Genomic DNA, 13,304 nt, shown 5'->3' with positions numbered 1-13,304 from the left:
CCGACTCCGGCCACGTCACGTGGCTCCGAGCCAGTTTAGCTGATCGAAGCGAGGGCGCTACCCCGAACAGTTCGACACCGTAACCGGTCTATTGCGGACGAATGTCCGTATAGTCCTTGGTCATTGGCTTGCCTTTGAAGGTCACCCAGAAAAAGTTGAGCGTATAGGTGCCCGCCGTGCGGAATACGCCCTCCTGCTCCAGCCGCCGGCCGGAGGTCTTCATCTTGAGGGCAAAGGTCCATTTGACCTTGCCGACCTTGGATAGCCGCACCGCAACGTCGGTATCTTCGCCGAAGAACTCGATGGTGCGATCATAGCCCCCCACGGCCGCCCAGGCGGCGCGCCGGAAGACGAAATTGCCGCCCTGCACCACCGAACCGACCCGCAGCACAAACCGATTGAGCAGGTAAATCAGGTAGGTCAGGCCATAGAAGAGCCCGATCAGCATCCGGTTGTGCAGCGCCATGTCGTAATAGACATAGGGACCACTCAGGCACACAAGCTTGCTGTCCTTGCCAAATTCGCTCAGCACCCGATCCAGCCAGCCTTCCGGCACGATGGTGTCGCTGTCGATATTGGCAACCAGCTCATAGCCTTCGCTGGCGGCAAACCCGGCGTCCCGGGCATTCACCAATCCCTTCTTGGGCTCATCGACAACGCGCACACCTGCAAAGCTGCGGGCGATTTCGCCCGTCCGGTCAGACGAGGCATTGTTGACGACGATGACATCCGCATCGGCGCCGGAGCGCTTGATTTCCGCCAGCACCGATTCCAGACATTTGCCGATCAGCGCTTCTTCGTTGTAGGCGGGAATGACGAAGGCAAGCTTCATGGGGGGCCTCTTGCCCGGCAATTCGCCGGTTGTTGTGTGAGCAGCACATAGCGCGCCACGTCCCCTGCGGCAACTATGGCACGCGCGCGTCCCGGTCGAACCAACAAATCAGCGCCTCCTTTCGAGGCCGCCTGGTCTCTGGTAAACTCTGTTTGCACCTGAGCCGTTCAGTTCCGGTTCAGCGGTAATATTGGACGGTATTCAGCATGATCAAACACATCGCCTGTACCGCTATTGCTTCCTTGTTCCTGCTCACGTCAGCCTTTGCTGCCGGAGAGGGAACTGCTGTTGGCGTCAAGCCCGATGCCGTTTCACGCTTGGGCAGCGCGGATCGCATTCTGGTTGTCGGCGCGGACGTTTCGGTGGGCGAAAAAATCGTCACCGGCCCAAGCGGCAATGTGCAGCTTCTGTTTGACGATCGGACCCGGCTGGTGGTCGGGCCGCGCAGCACGCTCGAGATCGAGACCTATCTGCTCAACGGCACCGGCGCGGATAAGTTCGCCGTCAACGCCCTGGCGGGAACCTTCCGCTTCATTTCCGGCACTAGCCCCAAATCAGTCTATTCCATCGACACCCCAACGGCCTCCATCGCAGTCCGAGGAACCAAGTTCGATCTGACCGTCGGTGGCGGCCAGACACTGACCTTGCTGTACGAGGGGGCCCTGACCCAGTGCCAGGGCGGGACCTGTGTCGACCTGACCAAGCGCTGCGATATAGCTGCCACAGGCGGCGGCAACGGCAATATTTTCGGATGGACGGATGGCCGGCATGGTGGCCTCGCGGGCAATTTCCCGCTGCCCAACATCCAAAGTGCCTTCGGCAGGGATTTCAGGATTGGCGGCGCCCAGGCGTGCCTCAACCCACCCGCCGCGACAACGAACACCTCCATTGCCAATCCTTCGGCACCATCGAGCCAGAGTCAGTCACAAACGCAAACATCATACTGCTCCACAGCGCCCATCAATGCCCCCAATTGCTAGGCTGTATGGGAACACATCGCCATCCTGGCCCTTTAATCAGCTTACAACCTTGTCCTTTCTAAGCGGCCTCGAGCAAGCCCACGCAAAGTGAACCGAGTGGCGACCACCGAAAGACGGACCCAGTCCAATCAATCCAGGGGAGCGGGTCCACATCGACTGCGCTCCAGGCTTCGCCTGCTCTATCATGGCCAGTCGACCAAGGCCCTGCGCTTTCAGGCCACCATTCTGGTGGTGGACTTGGCGATCATTGCCTTCTTCATCGCCACGCCTTTGCTGCGCGAAAGCGAAACCTTTCTCTGGATCGATTATTCCATCGCCGCATTGCTTGCCCTCGATCTCCTGGCGCGGGGGCTGGCCTCCAATCAGCCGACCCGCTGGCTGCGCCAGCTCCCGGTCATAATCGACATTTTCATTCTGGTGACACTTCTGGCCCCCACCTGGCTGTTCAACCTGGGGTTCCTGCGCATCCTTCGCCTCTGGACGCTTACCCGCACCAGCATGGTCTGGCGCCCATTGGAAAAGCGCGGGCTCAGCGAATACCGCGAAACGGTCCAGGCAGTGATCAACCTCCTCGTCTTCATCTTCGTGGTCACAGGCTTCGTCTACACCGCCTTCGCCAATCGCCAGTCCGGCATCGCCGGCTATGTCGACGCGCTCTATTTCACCGTCACCACCATGACGACCACGGGGTTTGGCGACATCGTCTTGCCTGGCACCTTCGGCAAGCTCACCTCGATCATCGTCATGATCATTGGCATCTCGCTATTTGTGCGGCTGGCCCAGCTTGTCTTCCGCCCAGCCAAGGTGAACTTCCCATGCCCGCAATGTGGCCTGCACAGGCACGAGCCAGACGCTGTCCATTGCAAGGCCTGCGGACACTTGCTGAATATCCCCGACGAGGGCGAGGGCTGAACGACTTAGGATTGGCTGGCCTGCTTGACGACCGGCAACCGAACTCGGAAACAGGCGCCGGGCAAACTGCCTTGCACCAGTTCCAGTGAGCCGTTCATGCGCGCGATGATCTGCCGGCTGATGGCCAGCCCGAGCCCGGCACCGCCTTGGTCACCACCTCCCTCGACGCCGCGCCAGAACTTCTCGAAAATCAGCTTCCGGTCGGATTTGGAAATCCCCGGCCCATTGTCCGCGACATCCACCACGAACTGCCCCGACCGCACCGTCGAGTTGATCTGCACGACCGGGTCATCGGCGTCATTGTATTTGACCGCATTGGATATCAGGTTGATGAACACCTGACACAGGCGGTCGCTATCGCCCTCGACCATAGTGACATGGGCGCGCTCCCCGAACTCCACCCGCATCCCCTTCTGCCGCAACAGCGCATCGCAAACCGCGACGGCCCGGTCCAGCGCATCTTCGGCGTCCACTGGCACATTGCGCCAGCTGCGCTCGCCGCGTTCAAGAGCGCTGAGATCCAGGATTTCGTCCAGCAGCTTGGTCAGGCGCAAGCTCTCTTGATGGATCGTGGTGATGAAGCGTTGCCGCTGACTGTCGTTGAGATCACTCGGCTCCATCAGGATTTCCGAAAACGAGCGAATGGAAGTCATGGGCGTGCGCACTTCGTGGCTCACCTGGCTGAGAAATTCGTCCTTCTGGCTGTCCAACTCGCGCAGCTGCGCATTGGCGTCCTCGAGCTTGCGCGCGGTCAGCCGCAGCTCCGCCGAAGTCTTCTCCAACTCCTGGGAATACTCGATGACCTGTTGCGTTTCGTCGGCCATCTGCATCATTTCTTCCAGCGACACATCGCCACCAGCCACCACCTTGGATAGCATGACATGCGCCGACGCCGATCCGATGGAACCGGCCAGCTCGCGCTCGAGTCGGCCGATAAACTCCGGCGTCGGCTCCAGCAGCGCCGGCTCAACGCCGCGCTCCTCTGCCGCCGCTTCAAACAGCGACGCCGCCCTGCTCTCTCCCAGCACGCGCTCCGCCACGAAATAGAGATCATTGGCCGTCGCAGAGCCGGGTACGAAGCCGCGATGTTCAAACGGCCGGCGCCGGAACACATCGACAAAGGCCGCGGCCTGAATACGCTCCAATGCCGACTGGTTGGACAGCAGTGATCCAAGCACCAGAACAACCGTGTTGAGCAGCAGGCTCCAGAACACGGAATGCACCAGCGGATCCAGGCCATTAAGTCCCAGCATGTTCTCCGGTCGCAGAAACCCGATGCCCCATGGCCCCTGCTGCATGACCGCATAGACCCACGGACTGACCGTTTCGAAGCTGGGCATGAACATGGTCCAGGCCCACACCACGAAACCGACGAAGATACCACTGGCCGCACCGCGCAGCGATGCTTCGCGCCAGTAGAGGCCCGCCAGAATGGCCGGCAGGAATTGGGCGACACCGGCAAAGGAAATCAGGCCGATGGGCGCCAGAGCATCGTCCCCCGTCAGCGAGAAGTAGAGAAATCCGAGCGTCAGGATCACTCCGATGGAAATTCTGCGGCTAAGCAGCAATAGCCGTCGCACGCCCTGACCATCGCCCTGCCCCACATTGGACGAGCGCAGGATGATCGGCATGATGATGTGGTTCGAGACCATGATCGAAAGCGCAATCGAGGCGACGATAATCATTGATGTGGCGGATGAAAAACCGCCGATAAAGGCAAGCAATGCAAGGCCGGATTGTCCCGCCGACAGGGGCAGCGTCAGCACGAACATATCGGGGTTTGAGCCCGGCGGCATCACCGTCATGCCATAGAGCGCGATGGGCAGGGTAAAGACGCACATCAGCAGCAGATAGGCGGGAAAGGCCCAGCCGGCCGTCCGCAGGTGATCCTCGTTGGAATTTTCAACCACCGTGATCTGGAACTGCCGTGGCAGACAAATAATCGCCGCCGCTGACAGCACAGTCATTGCCACCCATCGCGGTCCGAACGGATCGTCCTCGTAAATGGCAATCCCGGCCGCCTCGGCTCCACGAAAAACCGCCTCAAAGCCTCCACCCAGGCCGAAAGTAACGAAAATCCCAACGGCCACCAGCGCAGCGAGTTTGACCACGGCTTCGAAAGCAATAGCGGCGACCACACCATGGTGCTGCTCCTTGGCATCGACATTGCGTGTACCGAAAAGAATCGTGAACAGCGCCATGCCGGCGGCAATGCCAAAGGCCAGCGCCCCGTCATCCACGCCGGCCAGGCTGCCGCGCGCACCCTCCGCAGACGCCGCCACGGCCTGGATCGAAGCGGTAATGGCCTTGAGCTGCAGGGCAATATAGGGGGTGATGCCAATCACGGCGATCAATGTCACCAGCACCGCCAATCGGCTGGACTTGCCATAGCGCGACGACAGCAGATCGGCGATGGAGGTGATCGCTTGCAGGCGCCCGATCCGCACCAGCTTGCGTAACACGAACCACCAGCCGACAAAGACGATGGTCGGACCCAGGTAGATGGTCAGGAATTCCAGTCCCCCGCGCGCTGCATTGCCCACGGCGCCATAAAAGGTCCAACTGGTGCAATAGACCGATATGGACAGTGTATAAACCGCCGGCGAGCGCAGGAACGACGACCGGTTGGCGCGCGTGTGCCGGTCGCCAAAGTATGCGAGCACGAACAGCAGGCCCACATAGGCAACGGCTGTGGCAATGACGAAATCGGCCGAAAGCATCACTCGCTCCCGTCGTGGCTATCGCCCTCGGCATGCGGAAGGTAATGAGTCAGCACCGCCGTCCCCGCCACCATCAGCAGCCATACACCAAACAGGTATAGGACGATCTGCGGCAGGCCAAAATGCAGGATGGGGTGATTGAAGATATAAACCAGCGGCGGCACGATCAGCAGCGCGCTGAACACCGCGAACACCAGCACGCCGCTTTCGAGCTTACGCCGGTCCGTCATCTTCGCCCAGCAACTGACGCACAGCGCCCACCACCTCGGCATTGGAATAGGGCTTGGTCACGAAACCATCGGCGCCCAGTTCTTCAGCAATGCGCCTGTCCTGCTGTTGTCCCTTGGCAGTCAGGATCAACACGGGCAGGTCCTTGGTCTCCACGTCAGAGCGCAACTGCTTGAGCACATCAAAGCCGCTACGCTTGGGTAGCATCACATCGAGCACCAGCACGCGCGGCCGGCTGCGGCGCACCTTTTCAAGCACCGCTTCGCCATCTGTGGCCGAATCGATACTCCATCCCGCCCGACGCAGGATGAAGTCCAGCGACTCCAGAATGCTCGGCTCATCTTCGGCGATCAGAATATCGACGGCCAAATTTCCCCCCAAAATATCCGCAGTCTCCCCACCGCGAATATCGACACTAAATCGCAATCAGCCACGCTCGCCAAGCGCAAAACCCTTTGGCACCAGAGCCGCCCGCAAATCCGAGCGCCCCGGCATCGGCGCCAATGGCTCTTCCTGACGGCTGGCACAGTCCGACCGCGTGCACAGCCGGCACGTCGGCCCCACCTGCACATCGGCACCCGTATCGGCAAGGTTGAGCCCCTGTGCGTAAATCGTCTGGTCGGCATGCAGCACATTACAGGCCAGCATGACCGAAGCCATCACCGGCGGCTCATGGAATGCCGCTGCCCGGCGCTGCACGGTGCGCGCTACGAAAAGATAGCGCGAACCATCCGAAAACCGCACGACCTGCCGCACCGGCATGTCTGGGGTTCGAAAGGCCCCATAGATCGCCCAAAGCGGGCAGGCATGACCCGAATAGGGCAATAGCAGACCCGGCAATGGAAAGTGCTTGGTCAGCCGGCCGGCTGGATCGGAACGCAGAAAGCCGAACGGCACACCCTCCTCGCCGGGCCGGCGCAGCGACACCAGGCGATGCGCCACCTGCTCGTAGCTGGCATTGTAGGTCTGGCGTAGCTGGTCGATGTCATAGGACGCCTCCGCTGCCGCCGCGAGAAATGCCGAATAGGGAAAAACGATCGCGCCTGCCAAATAAGACCCCAGCGCTCTGCGGGCCAGGCGCTGAGCGGTGGGGGAAGCTATGCCAGCCTTTTCAAGTTCGGCCTCGATCACCTCACCCGCCGCGATCTCGCCATAGAGCCGCGCCAACTGGAATTGCCGCGTCGCCAAGGTTGTTGAGCCTTGCAACCACATGGTCGCGCTATCGGGAAAGTAGCGATACTGCCCGGGAAAGTCTGCCAGCCCGCTGGGCGGCGCTCCGCCGATATGGATACCGATGCCAAAGCGGCGCTCCAAGGCATCCGTCAGCGTGCGCACGCCGAACGCGCCATCGCCCTCAAGCTCCTGCCGCAGACGCACTGCGGCAGCCTCAAGCGCCGGAAAATAATTCCCCTGCGCGACCAACAGATCGTCGATCTCGCGGGCCGGCGAAATGCTGCGACGACTGGCACTGGCATTCTCGAAATGGCCGATCAGATTGCGCGCCACCGCTCCGAGGTTTCGCGTCTCTCGGCCAATCGAGCTCACAAAGCGCAGTCGTTCCGCCTCGGCCAGATCAGCGACGTCCTCGAGAATTTCGGCACTCGAGCGCACTGCCGTAACCCCGGACAGAACCTGATGCAGCAATTGCCCCAGCAGCGGGTCCGATCGCAGTCGGTCGGCATAGGCGTCGGCATTGGCAAGTGCGTCCGAATAGGCCCTGTGCAGGCGCGCCATGGCCATCGCGCTGGCCGGATATTGCGCCACCATCTGCCGGCGTTCATCGGGCTGGAATGGCAGAGACTCAATCATCGGGTCGGCATAAGCCTCTTCGAGGTCCTGCAGCAGTTTCTGTTCTGCCTGCCCCGTCAGATCATCGATGCTGATGTTCAGATGCAGCGCAACGCGCTGCAAAAGTGCGCCGCCGACGTCGCGTTTGTTGTTCTCGATCAGGTTCAGATAGCTCGGGGATATCCCCACCAGTCGCGCCAGTGCGGCTTGGGAAATCTTGAGCGATTTCCGCCTGTTGCTGATCCGAAACCCTATCGGTGCGCGCATGCCCGCCCCCTCTAGAACACCTCGACTGTCAACGCGTTGACAGAAATGACGCGAAATTAGATCAACAATTTACAAGTTTTTCCATGAATTACAATGATCTATTGCCGTCGTTTTCAAATGTGTCGAATACTGGGCAGGCGGAAGCGGCTGGCAATGTATCAGTGGCTCCGCGCCATAAGGAGGAGATCTATGACACTTTTGAAGCGCGGGCTTTCCCGCCGCAGGGTTTTGCAGACCGGCATGGCCGGCATTATTGGTACGGGCGTTGCGCCCATGATTTTCACCAAGGGTGCCTGGGCGCAGGAATTCTGCAACAATCCAACCGGCGACACCGTCACCATCGGCCTCAACCTGCCCTTGACCGGCGCTTATGCCGAAGAAGGCGCTGACGAACTGAAGGCTTACGAACTGGCCATTGCGCACCTCAATGGTGAAGGTGACGGCGGCCTGATGAACGTACTGACCCCCTCAGCCCTCACCGGCAACGGCATCTTGGGCAAGAAGGTTGGCTACGTTTCTTCCGACAGCCAGACCAAATCTGACGTGGCTCGTGCTGGTGCAACCCGCATGATCGAACGTGACGGCGCCATCATGATCACGGGCGGTTCGTCCTCGGGCGAAGCTGTCGCCGTGCAGAGCCTCTGCCAGGAAATGGGCGTCATCTTCATGGCGGGCCTGACCCACTCCAACGACACCACCGGGAAGGACAAGCGGCGCTACGGTTTCCGCCATTTCTTCAATGCCTACCAGTCCGGTACGGCACTCGGTCCTGTGCTAAGCAATGCTTATGGCAATGATCGCCGCGCCTATCACCTGACCGCAGACTACACCTGGGGCTGGACCCAGGAAGAGTCCATCAAGAACACCACTGAAGCGCTTGGCTGGGAAACCGTGGAAGCTGTACGCACCCCGCTCGGTGCTGGCGACTTCTCGCAGTTCCTGACCCCGGTGCTGAACTCCGGCGCTGACGTGCTGATCCTGAACCACTATGGCAATGACATGGTGAACTCGCTCACGCAGGCCGTTCAGTTCGGCATGCGCGACCGCCAGGCGAACGGCAAGGATTTCCAGATCGTGGTTCCGCTGTTCTCCGAACTGATGGCCAAGGGCGCCGGCGAGAACATCAAGGGGATCTACGGCACCTCGAACTGGCACTGGAACCTGCAGGACGCCGGCTCCGTCGCCTTCACCAAGTCGTTCGGTGCCGCCTATGGCTCTCCGCCGTCGCAGGCAGCGCACACCTGCTACGTGCAGACCCTGCTCTATGCAGACGCTGTGGAACGCGCCGGCACCTTCTATCCGCCGGAAGTCATCAAGGCGATGGAAGGCCACGAGTTCGACGGCATGGGCAATGGTCGGACGCTTTACCGCGCCGAAGATCACCAGTGCATGAAGTCAGTTCTCGTCGTGCAGGGCAACGATGCGCCGACCAGCGAGTACGACGTGCTCAACGTTGTGCAGGAAGTTGATCGCGAGACCGTCAACTACGATCCTTCGATCTTCGGTGGCGAACTCGGCCCGGCAGAACCTGTCCCAGTCTGCGCTTGATCCAACTGAGGGGCAGGGAGAAATCCCTGCCCCTTTCGGCCCGCCGGCGTGCGGTCACCCGGGCATTCTCGCTTGCTCAAAAGCAAATCGAGATCGTCGGAATGTCCGACCATGGCGACGTGCGATGATCCTGGGGATCGTCGCTCCTAGCGGAGCAAAAAATGTTCGAAGTCATCTTTCTGCAATTCCTCAATGGGCTCGATAAAGGCGCCGCCTATGCGCTGATCGCCCTTGGGCTCACCCTGGTGTTCGGCACGCTAGGGGTCGTGAACTTTGCCCACGGGGCATTGTTCATGCTGGGCGCATTCTGCGCCGTCATGTTCCGCCAGTTTCTGACCCTTGAAACGGTCACTATCGACCCCACGCAGCTATCTCCATGGGGCGCGCCTCTGGAAATCCGCGAACCCCTGGTCCAGGCATGGTTCGGCGATTTCGGCGCCATCCTCGTCAATTACTCGGTTCCCGCCTCGATCCTGATCACCATTCCCATCATGCTGCTGATCGGCATCGCCCTGGAACGGGGCATCATCAAGCACTTCTACAAGCGCCCCCACGCCGAACAGATCCTCGTGACCTTCGGCCTGGCCATCGTCGCCCAGGAAGTCATCAAGTCCATCTTCGGGCCCAATCCCATCCCCCAGCCCATGCCGACCGATCTGCGCGGCGCCGCAGACATTGGCGCATGGCTCGGCATGCAGGCCAATGTCATCACCTATCCGCTCTGGAGGATGATCTACTTCCTGTTCTCGGCCGTGGTCATCGGTGGCGTCTTTGCCTTCCTGCAGTTCACCACCTTCGGCATGGTCGTACGTGCCGGCATGGCCGACCGTGAAACGGTTGGGCTGCTCGGCATCAACATCGACCGGCGCTTCACCATCATGTTCGGCCTGGCTTCGGTCGTGGCCGGCATGGCAGGCGTCATGTACACGCCGCTCCTGCCACCCAATTACCACCTGGGCATGGATTTCCTGGTCCTCAGCTTCGTGGTGGTCGTGGTTGGCGGTATGGGCTCGCTACCCGGCGCCGTCGCAGCCGGCTTCCTGCTCGGCATCCTGCAGTCTTTTGCCTCGATGACGCAGATCAAGGCCTTCTTCCCCGGTATCGATCAGATCATCATCTATCTCGTTGCCGTGATTATTCTACTCGTTCGTCCCCGTGGCCTGCTTGGTCGCCGCGGCGTCATGGAGAGCTGACATGGCCAATTTCATGTCTCGCAACGACCTCTTTTTGTTCCTCGGCTTCACCATCGTAGTGCTGGCCATGCCGATCTGGCTGGCGCCCTTTGGCGCCGGCTACCCCGATCTGCTGCAACGCTTCATGATCTATGGAATCTTTGCCGTCGGCTTCAACATCTTGTTCGGCCTCACCGGCTATCTCAGCTTCGGCCACGCAGCCTTCTTCGGCGTCGGCTCCTACGCTGCCGTCTGGTCCTTCAAGCTGCTGACGCTGGACGCCATTCCCGCGATGATCTTTGCGGTCGTGATTTCTGGCCTGTTTGCGCTGATCATCGGCTTCCTGTCGCTGCGCCGCTCGGGCATCTACTTCTCCATCCTCACGCTGGCTTTTGCCCAGATGAGCTACAATCTGGCCTATTCCGTGCTGACCCCGATCACCAATGGTGAAACAGGCCTGCAGCTCACCCTCAGCGATGCACGCGTCCTGGACGCGGCAATGGGCCAGACCTTGGTTGGTCAGCCCGTCCCCACACTGCTCGGGCAGCAGTTGAGCGGCTACGCCGGCTTCTACCTCTGCGCCGGCTTCCTGATCCTGTCGTTCTTCATTGCTCAGCGCGTCTCGGGTTCGCCCTTCGGCATGATGCTCAAGTCGATCAAGTCCAACCAGACCCGCATGCAGTTCACCGGCTTTAATACCCGCCCCTATGCCCTCTCCGCCTTCGTGATTTCGGGCATGTATGCAGGGCTGGCGGGCGCCCTGCTCGCCGTCACCGACCCGCTGGCCGGTGCAGAGCGCATGCAGTGGACTGCCTCTGGTGAAGTTGTTCTCATGACCATCCTGGGCGGCGTCGGCACGCTGGTCGGCCCGGTGATTGGCGCCTGGCTGATCAAGTACTTCGAGAACATTCTTTCCGCCCTCAATGATCAGATCCTTGCCAATTTCTGGAGCTTCCTACCCGAAGGCGCCGCCGACCTCATGGTTCAGGTCACCGGCAAATTCGTCGGCGACGGCTGGTTCCTCACGCTTGGCCTGGTCTTTGTTCTGGTCGTGGTGTTCCTGCCGGGCGGCGTCATGGAAGGCGTCCGCCGGATTGCAGCCACCCTCAAACGGTCTGGCACCCCGGACTCCAAATCTCGCCAGACTCAGCCGGCAGAGTAAGGACAACCATCATGGCAAAATCCAACGTTGTCCTGCACGTTGCGGACGTTCACAAGCGCTTCGGGGGGCTTCATGCCCTGGCCGACATCGACCTTCAGGTCGAAGAGGGCCAGACCCATGCGATCATCGGGCCAAATGGCGCCGGCAAGTCGACCCTGCTCAATGTCATTATTGGCAAGCTTGCGCCAAGCAGTGGCCAGGTGGTGTTCGACGGAGCAATCCTGACCGGACGCAAGCCCCACCAGATCAATCAGCTCGGCATCGCCCGCGTCTTCCAGACCCCCGAGATCTTCGCCGATCTCTCGGTGCTGCATAACGTGATGATCCCGGCCTTCGCCAAGCGCGACGGGGCCTTCACGCTCAACATGCTGCGCTCGCTCGACAGCGAGACCGCCATCCGCCAGGAAGCCGAGCACATGCTCGAAGATGTCGGCATGCTCACGCGCAGGGACATGCACGCAGGCAGCCTCAGCCGCGGCGACAAGCGGCGCATGGAGCTCGCCATGTGCCTCATTCAGCATCCACGCCTGCTGCTGCTGGATGAACCCACGGCCGGCATGAGCCGCCACGACACCAATACCACGATCGACCTGCTCAAGAAGATCAAGAGCCGCGGTATGACCAAGGTGATCATCGAGCACGACATGCATGTGGTGTTTTCGCTCGCCGACAAGATCTCCGTACTCGCCCAGGGCCGCATCATTGCAGATGGCACCCCGGACGAGGTTCGCGGCAATCCCAAGGTCCAGGAAGCCTATCTCGGGGGGGCTCATTGATGAGTTCTGTAGCCATGCAAACTGACGCCGTCGCCGGCAGCCACGCTGCCGATATCGAAACTGTTCGCCCGTTCTTCTCTGTGCGCGACATCCACGCCTATTATGGCGAGAGCTATATCGTGCAGGGCGTGTCGCTGGATATTCGTAAGGGTGAAATTCTGGCCCTGCTCGGCCGCAACGGCGCCGGCAAGACCTCGACGCTTCGCACCATTGCCCGAACAGACAATCCTCAGATGCGCCATGGCGAAATTTGGCTCGACGGACATCCCGTCCACCATATGAAGAGCTTCGAGGCGGCCCGCGCCGGTATCCAGCTTGTGCCCGAAGATCGCCGCATCATCCAGGGCCTCACCGTCGAGGAGAACATTTCCCTGGCCAAAGTGGCGCCGGGCAACGGCTGGAGCCTCGATCAGATCTACGAAAGCTTCCCGCGCCTTGCCGAGCGCCGCAAGCAGGATGGCGTGACCCTGTCGGGCGGCGAGCAACAGATGCTGGCCATCGCTCGTGCCTTGGCCCGCGATCTCAAGCTGCTGCTGCTCGACGAGCCCTATGAAGGGTTGGCGCCAGTGATCGTCCATGAAATCGAACGCATTCTCCATTCGATCAAGCCCCTGGGCATCACCACCATCATCGTTGAGCAGAATGCGGTGGCCGCTCTGAAACTGGCCGACCGCGCCGTCATCCTCGACACTGGCGAAGTGGCTTTCTCGGGCACCGCCAAGGAAGTGCTCGACAACACCGAACTCCGCCACGAATACCTGGCGATCTAAATCCTGGTCGCGCTTCGCGACCAGCCACGCATACCCTGGGTCCTTTGGGTTTCAAGGCATTTTGCCGATCTCACCCTCTCCCCCCTGAAGGTCCCAGGGTACTTCTCGCGGTGCTTGAAGAGCAAAATCTCCCCAGTGGGGGGATTTTA

The 13,304-nt window shown here is 60.7% G+C and carries 12 protein-coding genes; 7 read left to right on the top strand and 5 right to left on the bottom strand.

All coding sequences use genetic code 11. The annotated features are described in order from the left end of the window. Positions 1-88 precede the first annotated feature (88 nt). Complete coding sequence (locus tag NIM87_RS01070) at positions 89-832, bottom strand: glycosyltransferase family 2 protein (protein ID WP_254672783.1); 744 nt, start codon at positions 830-832, stop codon at positions 89-91. Between the two features lie 206 nt (positions 833-1,038). Here NIM87_RS01070 and NIM87_RS01065 point away from each other — a divergent pair, with 206 nt between their 5' ends. Then, complete coding sequence (locus NIM87_RS01065; protein WP_254672782.1) at positions 1,039-1,812, top strand: FecR family protein; 774 nt, start codon at positions 1,039-1,041, stop codon at positions 1,810-1,812. Positions 1,813-1,908: 96 nt separating this feature from the next. Beyond that, entirely contained in the window at positions 1,909-2,724 is an 816-nt protein-coding gene (locus NIM87_RS01060) for an ion channel (RefSeq protein WP_254672781.1), read from the top strand. 5 nt (positions 2,725-2,729) lie between these two features. On the opposite strand, the gene NIM87_RS01055 is transcribed toward NIM87_RS01060, so the two are convergent. From NIM87_RS01055 to NIM87_RS01040, 4 genes are read right to left on the bottom strand one after another with little or no spacing between them, the layout of a single operon-like run. Next, positions 2,730-5,444, bottom strand: a complete 2,715-nt coding sequence (locus NIM87_RS01055; protein ID WP_254672780.1) for a sensor histidine kinase — start codon at positions 5,442-5,444, stop codon at positions 2,730-2,732. Continuing rightward, on the bottom strand, positions 5,444-5,674 hold the full coding sequence (locus tag NIM87_RS01050) for a hypothetical protein (RefSeq protein ID WP_254672779.1): 231 nt from the start codon (positions 5,672-5,674) through the stop codon (positions 5,444-5,446). The genes NIM87_RS01055 and NIM87_RS01050 overlap by 1 nt, the downstream gene beginning before the upstream one ends. After that, positions 5,658-6,041: a response regulator transcription factor gene (locus tag NIM87_RS01045; protein WP_254672778.1), complete on the bottom strand. Its 384-nt coding sequence runs from the start codon at positions 6,039-6,041 to the stop codon at positions 5,658-5,660. Before NIM87_RS01045 ends, NIM87_RS01050 begins: the two co-directional genes overlap by 17 nt. Positions 6,042-6,098: 57 nt before the next feature. After that, positions 6,099-7,727, bottom strand: coding sequence for a helix-turn-helix domain-containing protein (locus NIM87_RS01040; protein ID WP_254672777.1), 1,629 nt, complete (start codon positions 7,725-7,727; stop codon positions 6,099-6,101). Positions 7,728-7,916: 189 nt separating this feature from the next. Between NIM87_RS01040 and NIM87_RS01035 the strand changes: the two genes are divergently transcribed. The 5 genes from NIM87_RS01035 (at position 7,917) to NIM87_RS01015 (ending at position 13,155) form a co-directional block, all read left to right on the top strand. After that, the gene (locus tag NIM87_RS01035; RefSeq protein ID WP_254672776.1) at positions 7,917-9,275 is read left to right on the top strand and encodes a substrate-binding protein; all 1,359 of its coding nucleotides are present in this window, start codon (positions 7,917-7,919) and stop codon (positions 9,273-9,275) included. A 161-nt stretch (positions 9,276-9,436) separates the two neighbouring features. Continuing rightward, entirely contained in the window at positions 9,437-10,468 is a 1,032-nt protein-coding gene (locus NIM87_RS01030; RefSeq protein WP_254672775.1) for a branched-chain amino acid ABC transporter permease, read from the top strand. Position 10,469: 1 nt separating this feature from the next. Continuing rightward, a complete protein-coding gene (locus NIM87_RS01025) occupies positions 10,470-11,609 on the top strand; it encodes a branched-chain amino acid ABC transporter permease (RefSeq protein WP_254672774.1) in 1,140 nt (379 codons plus the stop codon). 11 nt (positions 11,610-11,620) lie between these two features. Then, on the top strand, positions 11,621-12,385 hold the full coding sequence (locus NIM87_RS01020) for an ABC transporter ATP-binding protein (protein ID WP_254672773.1): 765 nt from the start codon (positions 11,621-11,623) through the stop codon (positions 12,383-12,385). A 14-nt stretch (positions 12,386-12,399) separates the two neighbouring features. Then, positions 12,400-13,155: an ABC transporter ATP-binding protein gene (locus tag NIM87_RS01015; protein ID WP_254672772.1), complete on the top strand. Its 756-nt coding sequence runs from the start codon at positions 12,400-12,402 to the stop codon at positions 13,153-13,155. Positions 13,156-13,304 lie beyond the last annotated feature (149 nt).

It is taken from the genome of Devosia ureilytica, assembly GCF_024273195.1.
GTDB classification, from domain to species: Bacteria; Pseudomonadota; Alphaproteobacteria; order Rhizobiales; family Devosiaceae; genus Devosia; species Devosia ureilytica.
Note: the sequence above shows the minus strand (reverse complement) of the source record. Positions and strands in the feature narration are given on the sequence as shown.

Coding starts and splice junctions, on each gene's coding strand:
- NIM87_RS01070 (WP_254672783.1), bottom strand. CDS start 832: ATGAAGCTTGCCTTCGTCATTCCCGCCTACAACGAAGAAGCGCTGATC.
- NIM87_RS01065 (WP_254672782.1), top strand. CDS start 1,039: ATGATCAAACACATCGCCTGTACCGCTATTGCTTCCTTGTTCCTGCTC.
- NIM87_RS01055 (WP_254672780.1), bottom strand. CDS start 5,444: ATGCTTTCGGCCGATTTCGTCATTGCCACAGCCGTTGCCTATGTGGGC.
- NIM87_RS01050 (WP_254672779.1), bottom strand. CDS start 5,674: ATGACGGACCGGCGTAAGCTCGAAAGCGGCGTGCTGGTGTTCGCGGTG.
- NIM87_RS01040 (WP_254672777.1), bottom strand. CDS start 7,727: ATGCGCGCACCGATAGGGTTTCGGATCAGCAACAGGCGGAAATCGCTC.
- NIM87_RS01035 (WP_254672776.1), top strand. CDS start 7,917: ATGACACTTTTGAAGCGCGGGCTTTCCCGCCGCAGGGTTTTGCAGACC.
- NIM87_RS01030 (WP_254672775.1), top strand. CDS start 9,437: ATGTTCGAAGTCATCTTTCTGCAATTCCTCAATGGGCTCGATAAAGGC.
- NIM87_RS01025 (WP_254672774.1), top strand. CDS start 10,470: ATGGCCAATTTCATGTCTCGCAACGACCTCTTTTTGTTCCTCGGCTTC.
- NIM87_RS01020 (WP_254672773.1), top strand. CDS start 11,621: ATGGCAAAATCCAACGTTGTCCTGCACGTTGCGGACGTTCACAAGCGC.
- NIM87_RS01015 (WP_254672772.1), top strand. CDS start 12,400: ATGCAAACTGACGCCGTCGCCGGCAGCCACGCTGCCGATATCGAAACT.